The 19,257-nt window shown below is 54.6% G+C and carries 19 protein-coding genes; 10 read left to right on the top strand and 9 right to left on the bottom strand.

What is annotated here, in order from left to right; all coding sequences use genetic code 11:
• The 7 genes from ftsQ (at position 1) to mutT (ending at position 8,333) form a co-directional block, all read left to right on the top strand.
• Positions 1 to 843 carry a cell division protein FtsQ gene (ftsQ, locus tag AC2FAP_RS13955; protein WP_014168632.1) on the top strand — a complete coding sequence of 281 codons (843 nt, stop codon included), beginning with the start codon at positions 1 to 3 and terminating at the stop codon, positions 841 to 843.
• Entirely contained in the window at positions 840 to 2,096 is a 1,257-nt protein-coding gene (ftsA, locus tag AC2FAP_RS13950) for a cell division protein FtsA (protein WP_006173845.1), read from the top strand. The genes ftsQ and ftsA overlap by 4 nt, the downstream gene beginning before the upstream one ends.
• A 63-nt stretch (positions 2,097 to 2,159) precedes the next feature.
• Positions 2,160 to 3,311: a cell division protein FtsZ gene (gene ftsZ, locus AC2FAP_RS13945; protein WP_008501978.1), complete on the top strand. Its 1,152-nt coding sequence runs from the start codon at positions 2,160 to 2,162 to the stop codon at positions 3,309 to 3,311.
• Between the two features lie 101 nt (positions 3,312 to 3,412).
• Positions 3,413 to 4,330 carry a UDP-3-O-acyl-N-acetylglucosamine deacetylase gene (gene lpxC, locus AC2FAP_RS13940; protein ID WP_014168633.1) on the top strand — a complete coding sequence of 306 codons (918 nt, stop codon included), beginning with the start codon at positions 3,413 to 3,415 and terminating at the stop codon, positions 4,328 to 4,330.
• 283 nt (positions 4,331 to 4,613) lie between these two features.
• A complete protein-coding gene (gene secM, locus AC2FAP_RS13935) occupies positions 4,614 to 5,117 on the top strand; it encodes a secA translation cis-regulator SecM (protein ID WP_072126512.1) in 504 nt (167 codons plus the stop codon).
• A gap of 60 nt (positions 5,118 to 5,177) precedes the next feature.
• Positions 5,178 to 7,883 carry a preprotein translocase subunit SecA gene (secA, locus tag AC2FAP_RS13930; RefSeq protein ID WP_014168636.1) on the top strand — a complete coding sequence of 902 codons (2,706 nt, stop codon included), beginning with the start codon at positions 5,178 to 5,180 and terminating at the stop codon, positions 7,881 to 7,883.
• Between the two features lie 57 nt (positions 7,884 to 7,940).
• Positions 7,941 to 8,333: an 8-oxo-dGTP diphosphatase MutT gene (gene mutT / locus AC2FAP_RS13925; protein WP_014168637.1), complete on the top strand. Its 393-nt coding sequence runs from the start codon at positions 7,941 to 7,943 to the stop codon at positions 8,331 to 8,333.
• 1 nt (position 8,334) lies between these two features.
• Here mutT and yacG read toward each other — a convergent pair whose 3' ends face one another.
• The 3 genes from yacG to coaE are packed head-to-tail and all read right to left on the bottom strand — an operon-like array spanning position 8,335 to position 9,902.
• Entirely contained in the window at positions 8,335 to 8,529 is a 195-nt protein-coding gene (gene yacG / locus AC2FAP_RS13920) for a DNA gyrase inhibitor YacG (RefSeq protein ID WP_020882580.1), read from the bottom strand.
• A gap of 9 nt (positions 8,530 to 8,538) precedes the next feature.
• Positions 8,539 to 9,282 (bottom strand): cell division protein ZapD, encoded by a 744-nt coding sequence (gene zapD, locus AC2FAP_RS13915; protein ID WP_410384491.1) that lies wholly within the window; start codon positions 9,280 to 9,282, stop codon positions 8,539 to 8,541.
• Positions 9,282 to 9,902, bottom strand: coding sequence for a dephospho-CoA kinase (gene coaE, locus AC2FAP_RS13910; protein ID WP_014168640.1), 621 nt, complete (start codon positions 9,900 to 9,902; stop codon positions 9,282 to 9,284). Before coaE ends, zapD begins: the two co-directional genes overlap by 1 nt.
• 228 nt (positions 9,903 to 10,130) lie before the next feature.
• Here coaE and AC2FAP_RS13905 point away from each other — a divergent pair, with 228 nt between their 5' ends.
• Positions 10,131 to 11,174, top strand: a complete 1,044-nt coding sequence (locus AC2FAP_RS13905) for a GMP reductase (protein WP_014168641.1) — start codon at positions 10,131 to 10,133, stop codon at positions 11,172 to 11,174.
• 33 nt (positions 11,175 to 11,207) lie between these two features.
• Here the strand turns inward: AC2FAP_RS13905 and hofC are convergent, their stop codons facing one another.
• The 4 genes from hofC to nadC all read right to left on the bottom strand — a co-directional run bounded on the left by hofC (position 11,208) and on the right by nadC (position 15,279).
• Positions 11,208 to 12,392 (bottom strand): protein transport protein HofC, encoded by a 1,185-nt coding sequence (hofC, locus tag AC2FAP_RS13900; protein ID WP_410384489.1) that lies wholly within the window; start codon positions 12,390 to 12,392, stop codon positions 11,208 to 11,210.
• On the bottom strand, positions 12,382 to 13,764 hold the full coding sequence (gspE, locus tag AC2FAP_RS13895) for a type II secretion system protein GspE (protein WP_449541915.1): 1,383 nt from the start codon (positions 13,762 to 13,764) through the stop codon (positions 12,382 to 12,384). The genes hofC and gspE overlap by 11 nt, the downstream gene beginning before the upstream one ends.
• Positions 13,765 to 13,774: 10 nt before the next feature.
• The gene (ppdD, locus tag AC2FAP_RS13890) at positions 13,775 to 14,212 is read right to left on the bottom strand and encodes a prepilin peptidase-dependent pilin (protein ID WP_047743422.1); all 438 of its coding nucleotides are present in this window, start codon (positions 14,210 to 14,212) and stop codon (positions 13,775 to 13,777) included.
• A 173-nt stretch (positions 14,213 to 14,385) separates the two neighbouring features.
• The gene (gene nadC / locus AC2FAP_RS13885; RefSeq protein WP_032679628.1) at positions 14,386 to 15,279 is read right to left on the bottom strand and encodes a carboxylating nicotinate-nucleotide diphosphorylase; all 894 of its coding nucleotides are present in this window, start codon (positions 15,277 to 15,279) and stop codon (positions 14,386 to 14,388) included.
• Between the two features lie 87 nt (positions 15,280 to 15,366).
• On the opposite strand from nadC, the gene ampD reads away from it, so the two are divergent.
• A complete protein-coding gene (ampD, locus tag AC2FAP_RS13880; protein WP_032681656.1) occupies positions 15,367 to 15,918 on the top strand; it encodes a 1,6-anhydro-N-acetylmuramyl-L-alanine amidase AmpD in 552 nt (183 codons plus the stop codon).
• Positions 15,919 to 15,927: 9 nt separating this feature from the next.
• Positions 15,928 to 16,782 carry a beta-lactamase regulator AmpE gene (ampE, locus tag AC2FAP_RS13875; protein ID WP_025205391.1) on the top strand — a complete coding sequence of 285 codons (855 nt, stop codon included), beginning with the start codon at positions 15,928 to 15,930 and terminating at the stop codon, positions 16,780 to 16,782.
• Positions 16,783 to 16,800: 18 nt separating this feature from the next.
• Here ampE and AC2FAP_RS13870 read toward each other — a convergent pair whose 3' ends face one another.
• Together AC2FAP_RS13870 and AC2FAP_RS13865 are read right to left on the bottom strand one after the other, a co-directional pair.
• Positions 16,801 to 17,751, bottom strand: coding sequence for a glycoside hydrolase family 43 protein (locus tag AC2FAP_RS13870; RefSeq protein ID WP_050737498.1), 951 nt, complete (start codon positions 17,749 to 17,751; stop codon positions 16,801 to 16,803).
• Between the two features lie 10 nt (positions 17,752 to 17,761).
• Positions 17,762 to 19,159 (bottom strand): glycoside-pentoside-hexuronide (GPH):cation symporter, encoded by a 1,398-nt coding sequence (locus AC2FAP_RS13865; protein WP_014168649.1) that lies wholly within the window; start codon positions 19,157 to 19,159, stop codon positions 17,762 to 17,764.
• Between the last annotated feature and the right edge of the window lie 98 nt (positions 19,160 to 19,257).

Genomic DNA, 19,257 nt, shown 5'->3' with positions numbered 1-19,257 from the left:
ATGTCTCAGGCTGCATTGAACACGCGCAACCGCGATGACGAAGAAGAATACTCTTCTTCACGCCGGAGTAATGGAACGCGTCTTGCAGGTATTATTTTCCTGCTCGGGGTGCTGTGCACCGTGTTTATCAGCGGCTGGATGGTTCTGGGCTGGATGGAAGATGCGCAACGGTTGCCGCTTTCGAAGCTGGTGGTCACCGGTGAGCGTCATTACACCCGTAACGATGACATTCGCCAGACAATTCTGGCGCTGGGATCGCCTGGCACCTTTATGACGCAGGACGTCAATATTATCCAGAGTCAGATTGAACGTCTGCCATGGATAAAACAGGCGAGTGTCAGAAAGCAATGGCCTGATGAATTGAAGATTCATCTGGTTGAATATGTGCCCATTGCACGTTGGAATGATCAGCACATGGTTGACGTAGACGGAAATTCCTTCAGCGTCCCGGCCGATCGTGTCAACAAGCAAAATTTACCGATGTTGTATGGCCCGGAAGGTAGCGAAAATGAAGTGTTACAAGGTTTTCGTGAAATGGGGCAGGTGCTGGCGAAGGACAGGTTTACGCTAAAAGATGCTGCAATGACGGCGCGCCGCTCCTGGCAACTGACGTTAACGAATGGCATTAAGCTCAACCTGGGTCGCGGGGACACAATGAAACGTCTGGCGCGATTTGTAGAACTTTACCCGGTTTTACAGCAGCAGGCACAGACTGACGGCAAACGGATAAGCTACGTTGATTTGCGCTATGACTCAGGCGCAGCAGTCGGTTGGGAACCGGCTCCGGTCGAGGAACCTAATCAGCAACAGAATCAGGCACAGGTACAGGCAGAACAACAATGATCAAGGCGACGGACAGAAAACTGGTAGTTGGACTGGAGATTGGCACCGCGAAGGTTGCCGCTTTAGTAGGGGAAGTTCTGCCCGACGGTATGGTCAATATCATTGGCGTGGGCAGTTGCCCGTCCCGTGGTATGGATAAAGGTGGGGTTAACGATCTTGAGTCGGTGGTGAAGTGCGTACAGCGCGCCATCGATCAGGCTGAATTGATGGCAGATTGCCAGATTTCCTCTGTTTATCTGGCGCTTTCGGGTAAGCACATTAGCTGCCAGAACGAAATCGGCATGGTGCCGATTTCCGAAGAAGAAGTGACGCAGGAAGACGTTGAAAACGTTGTGCATACGGCGAAATCCGTGCGCGTTCGCGATGAGCATCGCGTGCTGCACGTGATCCCGCAGGAGTATGCGATTGACTACCAGGAAGGGATCAAAAACCCGGTCGGTCTTTCCGGCGTACGTATGCAGGCAAAAGTGCACTTGATCACATGTCACAACGATATGGCGAAGAACATTGTAAAAGCCGTTGAACGTTGTGGCCTGAAAGTTGACCAACTCATTTTCGCCGGTCTTGCAGCGAGCTATTCCGTGCTGACCGAAGATGAACGTGAACTGGGTGTCTGTGTGGTCGATATTGGTGGTGGTACAATGGACATGGCCGTGTATACCGGCGGTGCGCTGCGCCACACCAAAGTGATCCCCTATGCCGGGAACGTTGTGACCAGCGATATTGCTTACGCTTTTGGTACGCCACCGAGTGATGCAGAAGCGATTAAAGTACGCCACGGCTGTGCGCTGGGGTCTATCGTTGGCAAAGATGAGAGCGTTGAAGTGCCGAGCGTGGGCGGACGTCCACCGCGCAGCCTGCAGCGCCAGACGTTGGCAGAGGTCATTGAGCCGCGTTATACCGAGCTGCTTAACCTGGTCAACGAAGAGATTTTGCAGTTACAGGAACAGCTTCGCCAGCAGGGCGTGAAACATCATCTTGCAGCGGGGATTGTATTAACCGGCGGGGCAGCGCAAATTGAAGGTCTTGCGGCCTGCGCTCAGCGCGTGTTCCATACGCAAGTGCGTATCGGTGCTCCGCTGAATATCACCGGTTTAACGGATTATGCTCAGGAGCCGTACTATTCAACGGCCGTGGGCCTGCTCCACTACGGGAAAGAATCTCATCTCAGTGGTGAAGCAGAAGTGGAAAAACGCGTCTCAGTTGGGTCGTGGGTCAAACGACTGAACAACTGGTTGCGAAAAGAGTTTTAATTTTTTTAAGAGACCGGAGAGAATTAGCGGTCTCGGGCGACAGGCACAACGGAGAGAGAAATTATGTTTGAACCTATGGAACTGACCAACGACGCGGTGATTAAAGTCATCGGCGTCGGTGGCGGCGGCGGTAACGCCGTAGAGCATATGGTGCGTGAACGCATTGAAGGTGTTGAGTTCTTTGCAGTTAACACCGATGCACAGGCACTGCGTAAGACGGCTGTAGGCCAGACTATCCAGATCGGCGGTGGCATCACCAAAGGGCTGGGCGCTGGGGCTAACCCGGAAGTCGGTCGTAATGCGGCTGAAGAAGATCGTGAGGCCCTGCGCGCTGCACTGGAAGGTGCGGACATGGTCTTTATCGCAGCGGGTATGGGTGGCGGTACGGGTACCGGCGCAGCACCTGTTGTGGCTGAAGTAGCGAAAGATTTAGGTATCCTGACCGTTGCTGTTGTGACCAAGCCTTTCAACTTTGAAGGCAAGAAGCGTATGGCTTTCGCGGAGCAGGGTATCACTGAACTGTCCAAGCACGTGGACTCGTTGATTACCATCCCGAACGACAAACTGTTGAAAGTTCTGGGTCGCGGTATCTCTCTGCTGGACGCTTTTGGCGCAGCCAACGACGTGCTGAAAGGCGCGGTGCAGGGTATCGCTGAACTGATTACCCGTCCGGGTCTGATGAACGTTGACTTTGCAGACGTTCGTACCGTGATGTCCGAAATGGGCTACGCGATGATGGGCTCTGGCGTGGCAAGCGGTGAAGACCGTGCAGAAGAAGCGGCTGAAATGGCTATCTCTTCTCCACTGCTGGAAGATATCGACCTGTCTGGTGCGCGCGGCGTGCTGGTCAACATTACCGCTGGCTTCGACCTGCGTCTGGATGAGTTTGAAACCGTGGGTAACACTATCCGTGCGTTCGCCTCTGACAACGCTACCGTGGTAATCGGTACTTCCCTTGACCCGGAAATGAACGACGAGCTGCGTGTTACTGTTGTTGCTACCGGTATCGGTATGGACAAGCGTCCTGAGATCACCCTGGTGACCAACAAACAGACTCAGCAGCCGGTTATGGATCGTTACCAGCAGCACGGTATGTCTCCTCTGACTCAGGAGCAGAAACCGGCCGCGAAAGTGGTTAACGACCCCACTCCGCAAACGGCGAAAGAGCCAGATTATCTGGATATCCCGGCGTTCCTGCGCAAGCAAGCTGACTAAGAATTGGCTGGAATTTGGGGATTTTCGCTCTTTGTGCTAAACTGGCCCACCGTCAGTGATATACACTTTCGGTTGGATAGTTAATTTGGCGAGATTATACGATGATCAAACAAAGGACACTTAAACGTATCGTTCAGGCGACTGGTGTCGGTTTACATACCGGCAAGAAAGTCACACTGACGTTACGCCCTGCGCCGGCCAATACCGGGGTCATCTATCGTCGCACCGACTTGAATCCACCGGTAGACTTTCCGGCCGATGCCAAATCTGTGCGTGATACTATGCTCTGTACTTGTCTGGTGAACGAGCATGACGTGCGGATTTCTACCGTAGAGCACCTGAACGCCGCCCTGGCGGGTCTGGGTATCGACAACATTATGGTTGAAGTCGATGCGCCAGAAATCCCGATCATGGATGGTAGTGCTGCTCCGTTCGTCTATCTGTTGCTGGATGCCGGCATCGAAGAACTGAACTGCGCGAAAAAATTTGTTCGTATCAAAGAGACCGTTCGCGTCGAAGATGGCGACAAATGGGCTGAATTCAAACCGTACAATGGTTTCTCGTTGGACTTTACCATCGATTTTAACCATCCGGCGATTGATGCCAGCACCCAACGCTATGCGATGAACTTCTCTGCTGATGCGTTTATGCGCCAGATCAGCCGTGCCCGTACGTTTGGCTTCATGCGTGATATCGAATATCTGCAGTCCCGCGGCCTGTGCCTGGGCGGCAGCTTCGATTGTGCCATCGTTGTTGACGATTATCGCGTACTGAACGAAGACGGTCTGCGTTTTGAAGATGAATTCGTTCGTCACAAAATGCTGGATGCTATCGGCGACCTGTTTATGTGTGGTCACAACATCATTGGTGCATTTACCGCGTTTAAATCCGGTCATGCACTGAACAACAAACTGTTGCAGGCAGTCCTGGCAAAACAGGAAGCCTGGGAATATGTGACCTTTGAAGACGAAGCTGAGCTGCCGCTGGCCTTCAAAGCACCAAACACGGTACTGGCGTAACGGTTAAAGCCGTTTCGTAAAAAATCGACTGGTTAACCTGGTACTCTCTCCGACCAGGGAGACCAGTCGTTTTTATTTTTACCCCTCTTCATTTATTTGCCCCAGCGTCACTTCTCGTTTGCCCGGTGCAGAAAATCTGTGCGTTAGCTGCATTCTTGACCGTTTTTCCCCGCAGCAATACGTCATTCCTGCTGCTGTGTATTGGCTTTAGTGGTAATATCTGGGCGCTTAAAAGAATAATTGAATTCAGCCTGTTGAAGGCTGGCTTAATGTGGTGGAGCAAGTGAGCGGAATACTGACGCGCTGGCGACAATTTGGCAGACGTTACTTCTGGCCGCATCTCTTATTAGGGATGGTCGCGGCGAGTTTCGGCTTGCCTGCGCTCAGCAACAGTGCGGAAGCGGCGACGCCGACGAAGACCTCCACAACCAAACACGATCTCAACACGCGGGTTAATTTTACTAACCTGGCGTGGCTTGAAGCCAATCGCCGCCCGAATTTCTCGGTGGATTACTGGCACCAGCATGCGATCCGTACCGTTATTCGCCATCTGTCATTTGCGATGGCTCCGCAGGCACTGCCTGTTGCTGAAGAGACGCTGCCGGTACAGGCGCAGCATCTTGCTCTGCTGGACACGCTTAACGCGCTGCTTACGCAGGACAGTCAGCCACCCGTCATGGTGCGTCAGACCACGCAAATCGCGCACGTTCCTCCTGCGACCTTCTCCGTTTCGACATGGATTAGCCAGGCCCACGGCATCCGCGCCGGGCCTCAACGCCTCAGCTAAATTAACCTTTTTTCAATACCTTAATTTATCTGCCCAACCTGGGGCGTTTGAGAATTTATTATGCTAATCAAATTGTTAACAAAAGTTTTTGGTAGTCGTAACGATCGTACCCTGCGCCGTATGCGCAAAGCTGTTACCGTCATCAATGGCATGGAGCCGGCGATGGAGAAGCTCTCTGATGACGAGCTGAAAGCGAAAACCGTAGAATTCCGCGCGCGTCTTGAAAAAGGCGAAACGCTGGAAAGCCTGATCCCGGAAGCCTTCGCCGTTGTGCGTGAGGCCAGTAAACGTGTGTTTGGCATGCGTCACTTCGACGTTCAGCTGCTGGGTGGTATGGTGCTTAACGAGCGCTGCATCGCGGAAATGCGTACCGGTGAAGGTAAAACCCTGACCGCAACGCTGCCCGCCTACCTGAACGCACTGACCGGTAAAGGCGTTCACGTCGTTACCGTCAACGACTATCTGGCACAGCGTGATGCCGAAAACAACCGTCCCCTGTTCGAATTCCTGGGCATGACCGTTGGCATCAACATGTCCGGTCTGCCGGCACCCGCCAAACGTGAAGCCTATAACGCGGATATCACCTACGGTACCAACAACGAATACGGCTTCGACTACCTGCGTGACAACATGGCGTTTAGCCCTGAAGAGCGCGTCCAGCGTAAACTGCACTATGCGCTGGTGGATGAGGTGGACTCCATCCTGATCGATGAAGCGCGTACCCCGCTGATCATCTCCGGCCCGGCCGAAGACAGCTCCGAGATGTACCGTAAAGTCGATAAAATCATTCCGCACCTGCTGCGTCAGGAGAAAGAAGATTCCGACACCTTCCAGGGTGAAGGCCACTTCTCTGTCGATGAAAAAGCGCGCCAGGTGAACCTGACCGAACGCGGTCTGGTGAAAATTGAAGAGCTGCTGGTGGCTGAAGGCATCATGGAAGAGGGCGAGTCTCTGTACTCTCCGACGAACATTATGCTGATGCACCACGTCACTGCCGCGCTGCGTGCCCACGCGCTGTTCACCCGCGATGTCGACTACATCGTGAAAGACGGTGAAGTTATCATCGTTGATGAGCACACCGGCCGTACCATGCAGGGTCGTCGCTGGTCTGACGGTCTGCACCAGGCCGTTGAGGCCAAAGAAGGCGTTGATATTCAAAATGAAAACCAGACGCTGGCCTCTATTACCTTCCAGAACTACTTCCGTTTGTACGAGAAGCTGGCGGGGATGACCGGTACTGCAGATACCGAAGCATTTGAATTCAGCTCCATCTACAAACTGGATACCGTGGTCGTTCCAACCAACCGTCCAATGATCCGTAAGGATATGCCGGACCTGGTGTACATGACCGAAGCGGAAAAAATTCAGGCAATCATTGAAGATATTCGCGATCGTACCGCTAATGGCCAGCCGGTGCTGGTGGGGACAATCTCCATCGAGAAATCCGAAGTGGTTTCCAATGAGTTGACCAAAGCGGGCATCAAACACAACGTTCTGAACGCCAAATTCCACGCCAAAGAGGCGGATATCGTTGCGCAGGCGGGTTACCCGGCAGCGGTAACAATCGCCACCAACATGGCGGGTCGTGGTACCGACATTATGCTGGGTGGTAGCTGGCAGGCAGAGATTGCCGAGCTGGAAAACCCAACGCCGGAGCAGATTGCTCAGATTAAAGCGGACTGGCAGGTACGCCATGACGCGGTGCTGGCATCCGGTGGTTTGCATATCATTGGTACCGAACGTCACGAATCTCGTCGTATCGATAACCAGCTGCGCGGCCGTGCGGGTCGTCAGGGCGATGCCGGTTCTTCCCGCTTCTACCTGTCTATGGAAGATGCGCTGATGCGTATTTTCGCCTCCGACCGTGTTTCTGGCATGATGCGTAAACTGGGTATGAAACCTGGCGAAGCCATTGAACACCCGTGGGTCACCAAAGCGATTGCTAACGCCCAGCGTAAAGTGGAAAGCCGCAACTTCGATATTCGTAAGCAGCTGCTGGAATATGATGATGTGGCCAACGACCAGCGTCGTGCCATCTATACCCAGCGTAACGAACTGCTGGACGTGTCCGACGTGAGCGACACCATCAACAGCATTCGCGAAGACGTATTCAAAGCGACTATCGACGCGCATATTCCACCGCAGTCTCTGGAAGAAATGTGGGATATCGAAGGTCTGCAGGAACGCCTGAAAAACGACTTCGACCTCGAACTGCCAATCAAAGAGTGGCTGGACAAAGAGCCTGAGCTGCACGAAGAGACCCTGCGTGAACGTATTTTCGAAACCGCGCTGGACGTATACAAGCGTAAGGAAGAAGTCGTTGGCGCTGAGATGATGCGTCACTTCGAAAAAGGCGTGATGCTGCAAACGCTGGACTCCCTGTGGAAAGAGCATCTGGCGGCGATGGACTACCTGCGTCAGGGTATCCACCTGCGTGGTTACGCGCAGAAAGATCCGAAGCAGGAGTACAAGCGTGAATCCTTCGCCATGTTTGCGTCCATGCTGGAGTCACTGAAGTATGAAGTGATCAGCACCCTGAGCAAAGTTCAGGTACGCATGCCGGAAGAAGTGGAAGCAATGGAGCAACAGCGCCGTGAAGAAGCTGAGCGTCTGGCACAGATGCAACAGCTGAGCCACCAGACTGACGAGAGCGAAGCTGCGGCAGCGATCGCGGCCCAGACTGGCGATCGTAAAGTTGGCCGCAACGATCCGTGCCCGTGTGGTTCCGGTAAAAAATACAAGGCGTGCCACGGTCGTCTGAGCTAAATTCATAACAAAACAAAAAGGCGCAGAAATCTGCGCCTTTTTTATGGAAGTGACAATATGAAAATACTGCAAATTGCCGTCGGGATTATTCGCAACCCGCAAAACCAGTTCTTTATCACCCAGCGCGCCGCCGACGCCCATATGGCGAACAAATGGGAGTTTCCGGGCGGGAAAATCGAGTCAGGCGAAACGCCGGAACAGGCGCTGATCCGTGAGCTTCAGGAAGAAGTGGGGATCACCCCGCTTGGCGCAACGCTGTTTGACAAGCTCGAATACCAGTTTCCCGATCGTCACATTACGCTTTGGTTCTGGCTGGTGGAAAACTGGGAGGGGGATCCCTGGGGCAAAGAGGGGCAACCGGGTAACTGGGTTGAACTGCAGGCAAGCGATGCCGACAAATTCCCGCCGGCAAATGAGCCTGTGATTACCCGGTTAGTGCAGGGCGTTTAATTTACTGCTGTTCTTCACTCCAGTCATCGCTGTCCGAAAGAGTGCCTTCACTCGGAATGCGTTTCTCTTCCGCCGCCCATTCGCCCAGGTCAATTAACTGACAGCGTTTACAGCAGAATGGGCGGTATGGGCTCACTTCGCCCCAGACAACACTTTTGCCACAGGTTGGGCAGTTTACGATGGTTACGTCAGACATTGGCACTCCTTAACAACAGGCCAGTTCAAAATCGAGGCGTTCCGGCACGGTGCCATTTTCGCTGTCCAGCGGCATAAAGCGAATCGCAAAACGGCTCTTATGCCCGGAAATTTGCGGGTAAAGCTGCACGTCGAGCGAAAGGTTCAGTCGCAGCAGATCGGCATCGTCCCCGTTATCCTGGTAAAAACCGTTCAGGCTGGTCTGCTTGCGGAACGGCGCAGAGTTACGGATAAGATCGAGGATCAGCGATAACGTCCGGTGCATCGGCTCCAGGCTTTCCAGCCAGATATTCACCTGCGCATCACGCTGCGTTTGCGGCATGTGCAGCCACATATGAAGCGTCGGCAGGTCAAAGCTGCAGCATCCACCGGGAATACTCAGGCGCTGGCGTACCAGGGCAATCAAGCGATCTTCACGCAAAAACTGGCCAACGCGAGGGGCAGCCATTAACGTGCTGCTACTGATTTTTAACTGCTGACGCAGGGAATCTATACGGCTTTGATCAACACCCGGGACTTCCGCCCATGCCTGCAGTTTACGCTGCTGACGCTCAAGTTCTTTCAGTAATTCGGTGCGAACATCTCCACGCTCAATCACATCCAGCAGGTCGCCCACATTGCGGAAGAAGTGCAACGCAGTGGCGTGATCGTTGACAGGCAGATGTTGCGAGAGTTGTTGAATAAGAAATTCGATACGCAGCCAGGTACGCATTTTTTCGTTAAGCGGATGCTCAAAAAGGATGTGAGTCGACATTATGGTTTTTCCTGTGCAACGGCCTGCGCGGCGAAGGTCAAATACTGCGCGTGCAGACGGGCAACATCCGATGCAATGGCATCTGGTGCGCCGTTATTATCAATAACATCATCCGCAACGGCCAGGCGCTGATCGCGCGTGGCCTGAGCGGCAAGAATTTGTTCGGCATGTTCGCGCGAGACGCGATCGCGCGTCATGGTTCGCTGGATTTGCGTTTCGGGAAGGACATCAATGACCAGAACCCGATCGGCTTTCTTCTGCAGCTGATTTTCTACCAGCAACGGAACTACCCACAGCACATACGGTGAGCGGGCGGCGGCAATCTGACGCTGGGTTTCCTGGTGGATAATGGGGTGGAGCAGGGCATTAAGCCAGACCTTTTCTGCAGAATCGGAAAAAATGCATTCGCGAAGCTGTCGGCGATTTAACGTGCCGTCCGCATTGATGATGGCCGGGCCAAAATGTTCTTCAATGGCCTTTAACGCGGGTGTATTCGGTTCTACCACCTGACGGGCAATGATATCGGCATCGATAATCGCGATACCCAGGCGAGCGAAAGCGTCCGCAACGGTACTTTTGCCACTACCGATGCCGCCGGTTAATGCGACGGTATACCCCATTAAATCAAATCCTGGGAATTATTCATTATTAAAATCAGTTGGTTGAAATTCAAACGTGTGCCAGCCAATGTTTAGCTCTCTTTACCGGCTTTTTACCAGGTAAATTTATAGGATTGTAGCGTAAAAAAAGAGAATTTCGCAGTCTTGCGGAGCAGGTATTAGTGCGTATGATAACGTCACTGGAGTTGTGCTTTTAACATATTTGCCTCTAACCCCAGGAATCCGCACATGCGTATCGAAGAAGATCTGAAGTTAGGTTTCAAAGACGTTCTTATCCGCCCTAAACGCTCTACACTGAAAAGTCGCTCAGACGTTGAACTCGAACGTCAATTCACCTTTAAACATTCCGGTCAGACCTGGTCTGGCGTGCCGATCATCGCTGCCAATATGGACACCGTGGGAACCTTCGAGATGGCAACCGCGCTGGCACAGTTCGACATCCTCACGGCAGTTCACAAACACTACAGCCCTGAAGAGTGGAACGCCTTTGTGGCATCCGCTTCTGCTGAGGTCGTGAAGCATGTGATGGTCTCTACCGGAACCTCAGATGCCGATTTCGAAAAGACCAAACAAATCCTCAAGAGTAACCCCGCGCTGAACTTCGTCTGTATTGATGTAGCGAATGGTTATTCCGAACACTTCGTGCAGTTCGTGAGCAAGGCGCGTGAAGCCTGGCCGAACAAAACCATCATTGCGGGTAACGTAGTGACCGGCGAGATGTGTGAGGAGCTGATCCTCTCTGGCGCAGATATCGTCAAAGTGGGCATTGGCCCGGGTTCCGTGTGCACCACGCGTGTGAAAACCGGTGTCGGTTATCCGCAGCTTTCTGCGGTTATTGAATGTGCCGATGCCGCGCACGGCCTGGGCGGCCAGATCATCAGTGACGGTGGTTGTACTACCCCGGGTGATGTCGCGAAAGCTTTCGGCGGCGGCGCAGACTTCGTGATGCTTGGCGGTATGCTGGCAGGTCACGAAGAGAGTGGCGGTACCGTGGTGGAAGAGAACGGTGAGAAATTTATGCTGTTCTACGGTATGAGCTCTGAATCGGCGATGACCCGTCACGTGGGTGGCGTTGCAAAATACCGTGCGGCAGAAGGCAAAACCGTGAAGCTGCCGCTGCGCGGCCCGGTTGAGAATACCGCGCGTGATATTCTTGGTGGCCTGCGTTCGGCCTGCACCTATGTGGGGGCATCCCGCCTGAAAGAGTTGACGAAACGCACGACCTTTATTCGCGTTCAGGAACAGGAAAACCGCGTTTTCAACAGCCTGTAATCGCGTAAGCTGGCGCACATCCGTGTGCCAGCGTTATCCCGCACTCATCGCATCTCCGAGATGGAAGATAGGCAGATACATTGCCACCACCAGCGTGCCGATAATCACACCCGTCACGATCAGCAGCACAGGCTCCAGCACGGCAGCCAGGTTATCTGCTGACTGAAAGGTTTGCTCCGTGTGGTGACGCGCCAGGTTTACCAGCATGATATCGAGCGCACCTGACGTTTCGCCGGTTCGCAATAGCTGAATACACAGCGGAGTAAAAACCGCCGCCTTTTGAAAGGATGCCCAAAGGGGATAACCCTTTTCAATGTCTTCCCGGATGGCGCGGAGTATCCCCTGCCAGTACCTGCTCTCAACCGTCTCTTCTGCACTCTCCAGACCCTTTAAAAAAGCGATGCCCGCCTGCTGCGTGAGCGACAGCACGGTAAAAATTTGCCCCAGCTTTTGTCCTTTAGCCAGCGCGCCCATGACGGGGATATGCAGCAGTACGTGTTGCCAGCGTGGATCCTGCCGCAAACCCCAGGCGATGCTCAGGGGAAGGAGTAGCCCCGCGAACAGCGCGAGGGCATAGGACTGTATAAACGTTGCCATTCCCATGACTATTTGTGTCAGCATCGGGAGCGGGGTATTAAACGTTTTGTAGATGGCGGCGAATTCGGGCAAGACCAGAGTGACCATGGCCAGCACCACGAGTACTGCCAGAGCCAGAATTACCATCGGGTAACGCAGTGCCTTTTTCACCTTCGCACTGAGTTGCTGCTGTGATTTTTGTTGCTGGGCAAGCTCACGGCAGCACGTTTCCAGTTTTCCGGTTAGTTCGCCGGTCTTCACCATCGACACATACAGTGGGCTAAATACCGCGGGCCAGCGCTTCAGCGCCTCAGAAAAAGGGCATCCTTCACTCAGCTCATCGGCAAGGCTTTGCAGGAGTGCCTGCCAGGGTGTTATCGGATGCTGGTCCGCCAGCATCTGCAGGCTGTCAGACAATGTCAGGCCCGCCTGCAAAAGCGTGGCGAGCTGGCGAAATACCTCGTAGCGGTGATGTGGTCGCCAGCGATACCTCTGCGTGCAGCGGGTGATTGTCAAAGGATGTAGCGCTTTGCGCATCAGCCTGTCGAAAGCCGCATTGCGGTCAGTTGCCCACAGAGCCCCGCTTCGGGGCTCTCCTTCAACGGATAGCGCACGCCAGCGCCAGAGGTGATTAGCAGCCATCGGGCATTCCCAGGATACGCAGCAACTCTTCGAGCGTGGTCAGTCCCTGTTCAACAGCCATACAGCCATGTTCGAAAAGGGATGTCATTCCTGCCTGACGGGCGCTGGCCTCAATCACCTCTGTCCCCGCTCCGCTGGCAATGGCCTGCCGGAGTGTCTGGTCAATGACGAGCACTTCAAAAATGGCGACGCGACCGTAAAAACCATGATAACAGCGCTCACAGCCGGTGGGTTGCCAGCGCGGTAGCGGCCGGGGCCAAACGGAGCGAGGCAGTTCTGCCCGCTTGTCGGTTTCCTGGCGGCAATGGGGGCATAAACGGCGCACCAGTCGCTGGGCGATGACCAGCGAGAGGGCGGAAGAGATCATCCATCGCGCCACCCCCATCTGCTGCAGGCGGATCAGGGTTTCCGCCGTCGAGTTGGTGTGTAGCGTCGACAACACCAGATGCCCGGTTTGTGCGGCATTAATGGCAATCTCTGCCGTTTCGCCATCACGAATTTCGCCGACCATAATGATGTCAGGATCCTGACGTAGCAGCGCTCTCAGCACCGTCTGGAAGGTGAGGCCCGCACGCGGGTTTATCTGCGTCTGGTTTAATCCTGCAAGCGGGATCTCTATCGGGTCTTCCACGCTGCAGATGTTCACATCCGGCGTGTTTCGAGCCTGCAGCGCGCTGTACAGCGTCACGGTTTTACCGCTGCCGGTGGGGCCGGTAACCAGAATCAGCCCCTGCGGCTGGTGGAGCACTTCGCTAAAGCCGGCCAGCTGTTTAGCATTCATCCCCAACGTTTCCGGCTCAAGAGATTGCTGAACCTGATGCAGCAGGCGTAGTACAATTTTTTCACCCCCACTGCAGGGAAGTGTGGCGATGCGAAATGAGACCGGCTCGTTTGCCAGCTCAATCGTAAACTGACCGTCCTGCGGTAAGCGGCGCTCCGCAATATCGAGGTTACCCAGCACTTTTAACCGGGCGCTGAGCATGGTGGCCAGCGCGGCTGAAAGTGGGGGCTGCGGGCAAAGCACGCCGTCGATGCGCAGGCGAATCTGGCAAGTCTGCTCCATCGGTTCAATATGAATATCAGAAGCGCGTTGGTTTATCGCCTGCTGCAGCGTGTGGTTAAGAATATCCACCGCTGAGTGTGTCGGCGTAACGACGGGCAGATGCGTTTGTGTGGTTAACTGCCGGTGCTTTTCCATGCGCTCGGTGCTCCAGCACTCGATATCAATCCGTTTCTGGGTAGCGAAACGCAGGGCTTCCATCAGTTCAGGGCCGGGGTTTCCCACGACGGCAATGCTAATCATGTCGCTATCGCTGCTCAGCAGAAGGGCATGATGACGCAGACAAAGTGCGACAAGCTGATCGGTATTCATCATCCGCTCCTCAGTGGGTGTCGAAGCGGAAAACGTCTTCACAGGCCTGCTTGAGCGCGCTGTCGGTACCGATGTTGCAGTCACGCGTCCACCCCGTCATGCCGTTGCCATCATTCCATTGTGGCGTCATGACCACCTCCAGCCCGTTAAGGCTCTCCTGGCCGGTTAAGGTCACGACGCCTTTCGCCACGTTCATGCCTGAAACGTAGCGGGTAGTGGTGGGGGACGGGATGCCATTACTGCCTCCGTCACAGCTCTCCACGCCGCCGTGATCCAGGGCGCAAAGCTCAATGGCGGTGCGGTAGGGAATGAAGGTTTGCAGCATATCGGTCAACGCTGCTTTTCGCAGGTAGTTCTGGTACGCGGGAACGCCGATGGCGCTCAGAATGGCAATAATGCCGATCACCACCATCAGCTCAATGAGTGTGAATCCTTGTTGTCTGTCCATGTCTGCTCCTTACGTTAAGTAGGGCTACTCTGGCAGTGAGACAGCGCAGAAACGAGGGGCAAAAAAAGGAACGTGAAGGGGCTTTCAGGGAATTCGTGGCGTGTTGCAGGGTAGGGCAATGCTTTTGCGAGCGGGAGTGAATTTCCCCTCTCCGCAACGAGAGGGGAGAGTCATTATTTGAAGCGCATCGAGAGGTCGAGGGCGCGAACGTGCTTGGTCAGCGCCCCAACGGAGATGAAATCAACGCCGGTCTCGGCGAATTCACGGATCGTATCAAACGTCACGTTGCCGGATACTTCAAGCTGGGCTTTGCCGTTGGTCAGTTTTACCGCCTCGCGCATCTGCCCGGTTTCGAAGTTATCAAGCATGATGATATCGGCGCCGGCCTTGATAGCCTGCTCCAGCTCCTCCAGGTTTTCGACTTCCACTTCGACGGGCACATCCGGATGCAGCCAGAAGGCTTTTTCGACCGCCTGACGCACGGATCCTGAGGCAATGATATGGTTCTCTTTAATCAGGAACGCGTCAGACAACCCCAGACGATGGTTTGCACCGCCGCCACAGAGCACCGCGTATTTCAACGCAGTGCGCAGACCCGGTAGCGTTTTGCGGGTATCCAGCAACTGCGTGCGGGTACCCGCCAGCAGGTCAACGTAGCGACGCACTTCGCTTGCCACACCGGACAACGTCTGCACGAAGTTCAGCGCGGTTCGTTCGCCGGTCAGCAGTACGCGGGAAGGTCCATCAAGTTCGAACAGCGGCTGATTTGCCGTAATCGCATCACCGTCGTCGACATGCCAGGTGATCTGCACCTCATCGCCTGCCAGTTGGGTAAAGACCTCTTCAACCCAACGCTTACCGCAAAAAATACCTTCTTCGCGCGTAATAATGACCGCATGTGAGCGAGTCTCTTTTGGCAATAATTGTGCGGTAATATCCCTGTCGGCGCTGACGTCACCGCCCAGATCTTCTTTCAGGGCATGGGCAACGCTTGCCGGAATATCCATATTAATACGTTCCAGAAGCGCTTCACGTCGGTTGTCGGGGTTGTAACGGCGAGGCGGCATGATAAAACTCCAAATTGGTAACGAATCATAATATTGAAACATGCTACTCTGAACCGAGTAACAGCACCATACATAAGGAGTTCCAGCATGTTGTTAGAAAACGGATGGCTGGTGGATGCGCGGCATGTGCCCTCGCCGCACCACGACTGCCGCCCGGAGGATGAAAAGCCCACACTGCTGGTTGTTCATAATATCAGTCTCCCGCCGGGTGAGTTTGGCGGCCCGTGGATCGACGCATTATTCACGGGGACCCTGGATCCTGATGCCCATCCTTTCTTTGCTGAGATTGCGCATCTGCGCGTGTCGGCTCACTGTCTGATCCGTCGCGACGGCGAAGTGGTTCAGTACGTCCCTTTTGATAAGCGCGCCTGGCATGCCGGCGTGTCGATGTACCAGGGGCGCGAACGCTGCAATGATTTTTCCATCGGGATTGAGCTGGAAGGCACTGACACCACCCCCTACACCGATTCACAGTATCAACAGTTGGTGGCTGTAACCCAAACGCTGATCGGGCTCTATCCCGCGATAGCCGGGAATATTACGGGACACAGCGATATTGCTCCGGCGAGAAAAACCGATCCTGGCCCGGCTTTTGACTGGCCCCGGTTTCGCGCCTTGCTTACCGCGTCGTCAGAATAAGGAGATAACATGACGTTGTTTACCATGCTGCTGGTTATCATCGCTGAACGCCTGTTCAAACTCGGTGAGCACTGGCATCTGGATCACCGGCTGGAGGTGCTTTTCCGCCGGATTAAACATTTTTCCATGCTGCGCACGCTGCTGATGACCGCTGGCGTGATGGTTATAACGTTTTTACTGCTGCGTTCGCTTTACGGCCTCTTTTTCAACGTGCCGCTGCTGGTGGTGTGGATCCTGCTCGGCGTGCTCTGTATTGGCGCGGGCAAGGTGCGTATGCACTACCACGCCTATCTGAAAGCCGCATCCCGTGACGATGCCCATGCGCGGGGCGCCATGGCGAGCGAGCTGACGATGATCCACGGCGTGCCGCCGGATTGCGATGAGCGTGAATTTTTGCGCGAACTGCAAAATGCGCTGCTGTGGATCAACTTCCGTTACTACCTGGCACCGCTGTTCTGGTTTGTGGTGGGCGGTCCGTGGGGACCGGTACTGCTGATGGGCTATGCGTTTCTGCGCGCCTGGCAGACCTGGCTTGCCCGTTACCTTACCCCGCATGAACGTTTATTGTCGGGAATCGATGCCATTCTGCATGTGCTGGACTGGCTCCCGGTACGTCTGGTGGGCGTCGTTTATGCGTTAATTGGCCACGGTGAAAAAGCGCTGCCGGCATGGTTTGCTTCGCTTGCCGACCGCCACACGTCTCAGTATCAGGTATTAACACGTCTGGCGCAGTTCTCGCTGGCGCGTGAGCCGCATACCGACAAGATTGAAACGCCGAAAGCGGCTGTCTCCATGGCGAAGAAAACGTCGTTTGTGGTGGTCGTGGTCGTGGCGTTGCTGACCATTTACGGCACGCTGGTCTAAGCCAGCGCGCCGTACCGGTCAGAGCGTATCAGCAGGCGGGATGCCAAAGTCAGGCATCCCGTTTTCGTCCCAGCGTACGCATTTCAGACGCGTGTGACGATTCGGGTCATAGAGCGGGTCGCCTTCAATCTCGGTGTAGTTTCGCGCGTGGTAGACCAGCACGTCCTCTCCCTCCGGCGTTTGCGTAAAGCTGTTATGCCCGGGCCCAAACTGACGATTCTCGACGCTGGTTCGGAAAACCGGACGCGACGCTTTATGCCAGTTCGCCGGATTTTGCGGATCGGCGTTCATGTCTATCCACAGTAACCCCATGCAATAGTTCTCATCCGTGGCGCTGGCGGAGTAGCTGATAAACAGCTTATCTTCGTGAAACAGCACTGCCGGACCTTCGTTGACCCAAAATCCGCGGCATTCCCAGTCATACTCCGGTTTACTGAGCATCACCGGCTCGCCTTTGAGCGTCCACGGATTCGCCATTTCGCACAGATAGAGGTTGGAGTTTCCGGAGATATCCGGGGCTTTTTGTGCCCACAAATACCAGCGTTTTCCCTGATGGACGAACGTGGTGGCGTCCAGTGCGAAGGTGTCGAACGGGGTGGTAATCTGGCCTTTCTCGATCCACGTCCCGGTGAGGGGATCGTGGTCCGCACACTCCAGCGCAAACATGCGGTGCTGGAACATCCCGAGGCTGTCCAGCGCCTGGGTATGGGTGGCGGCAAAATAGATATACCACTTACCGTCAATGTGGTGCAGTTCCGGTGCCCAGATCAACTGGCTCATCGGCCCGGTCTCCGGTTTACGCCAGACCACGACCTCTTCGGCATCGCGTAGTCCTTCCAGCGAGTCGGCGCGACGGATCTCGAGCCTGTCGTACTGCGGCACGGAGGCGATAAAGTAGTACAGCCCCTCGTGGTGCAGAATGTAGGGGTCGGCACGTTGTTCAATAAACGGGTTTGGCCAGGTGTGCATTCGGCTTTCCTTATTTCGTCTCAGCGGCTTTGAGTTCCTGATAATTATTCAGCTCGCGATAATTGTTGCGGCGCTTCTCGAGGTCTTCCTGGATCTGCTTCATCGTTTCGCGGTCAACCTTCAGCAGACGTACCACGCCTGCGGTAATGAGATACCCGACGCCCGGAATCACGGTAAACAGCAATACAATGCCGTTGATGGCATCCGGACTTTGCGCTTTCGCCCCCGCGTCATAACCGTACCAGGAGAGCAGGAAACCAACCATCGCACCGGCAATCGCCAGCCCCAGTTTGAGGAAGAAGATGTTACCGGAGAAGCTGATCCCGGTGATGCGCTTACCGGTTTTCCACTCACCGTAGTCATCGACGTCGGCCATCAGCGACCAGTGCAGCGGAGACGGGATCTGGTGCAGGATGTTCAGCAGGAAGTAGAGCACCACAATGGTGACAGTGGCTTTCGGATCGAAGAAATAGAAGGCGCAGGAGAAAATCGCCAGCACGATGTTGGTCCAGAAGAACACTTTCAGCTTACACCAGCGGTCGGTGAGGACTTTCGCCAGCATACTGCCGAGCATCATGCCAACCACGCCCAGGCTGATAAACAGCGTGGCGAAATGGGTACTCTGGCCCATAACCCAGGTCACGTAGTACATCGTGGCCGCCATGCGGATAAAGCCAGGGCACACGTTGCACAGGGTCAGCAGCAGAATGCGCACCCACTGGTCGTTCTTCCACACGTCTTTCAGGTCGTTTTTCAGCTCGTCATGAGTCTGTACCGCCGGGCGTACACGCTCGCGAACGGTATAGAAGCAGAACAGAAACATACCGGTACCAATCAGCGCCAGCACGGTCATTGCCATCTGGTAGCCTTTGGCTTTGTTGTCGCCACCAAACCAGTCGGCCATCGGTAACAGCGTCAGCGACAGCAGCAGCGTGGCGATACCTACCAGCACAAAGCGATAGGACTGGCAGGCAACACGTTCCTGCGGATCGTTGGTAATCACGCCGCCTAACGAGCAGTAAGGAATGTTGATTGCCGTATAGGTTAAAGAGAGCAGGAAATAGGTGACGAAGGCATAGATAACTTTGCTGTTGTAGCTCCACTCTGGTGTGGTGAACATCAGGATGCTGAACAGCGCATAGGGAAAGGCAATCCACAGCAGCCATGGACGAAACCGGCCATATTTACTGCGTGTACGGTCGGCGATGGCCCCCATAATCGGATCCGTTACGGCATCAATTACGCGGACAGACAGCAGCAGTACGCCGACCAGTGCAGGTGCCAGGCCAAAAATATCGGTATAAAAATAATTAACAAACAACATGATGGCGCCAAAGATGATGTTGCAACCTGCATCGCCCATCCCATAGCCGATCTTTTCTTTTACTGACAGTTTAGCGTTATCCATAGACTGCTCTCCGGGTTACGGTATGGAGAGAATTATTTGCTGGCAAACGAATATATGCGTTGCAGTATCAGGGCGGTGATATGGATAAATGCGCTGTT

This window comes from Enterobacter cloacae complex sp. 394I7 (assembly GCF_057320345.1).
The sequence above is the reverse complement of the archived record's forward strand: the minus strand, read 5'-3'. Positions and strand labels throughout refer to the sequence as shown.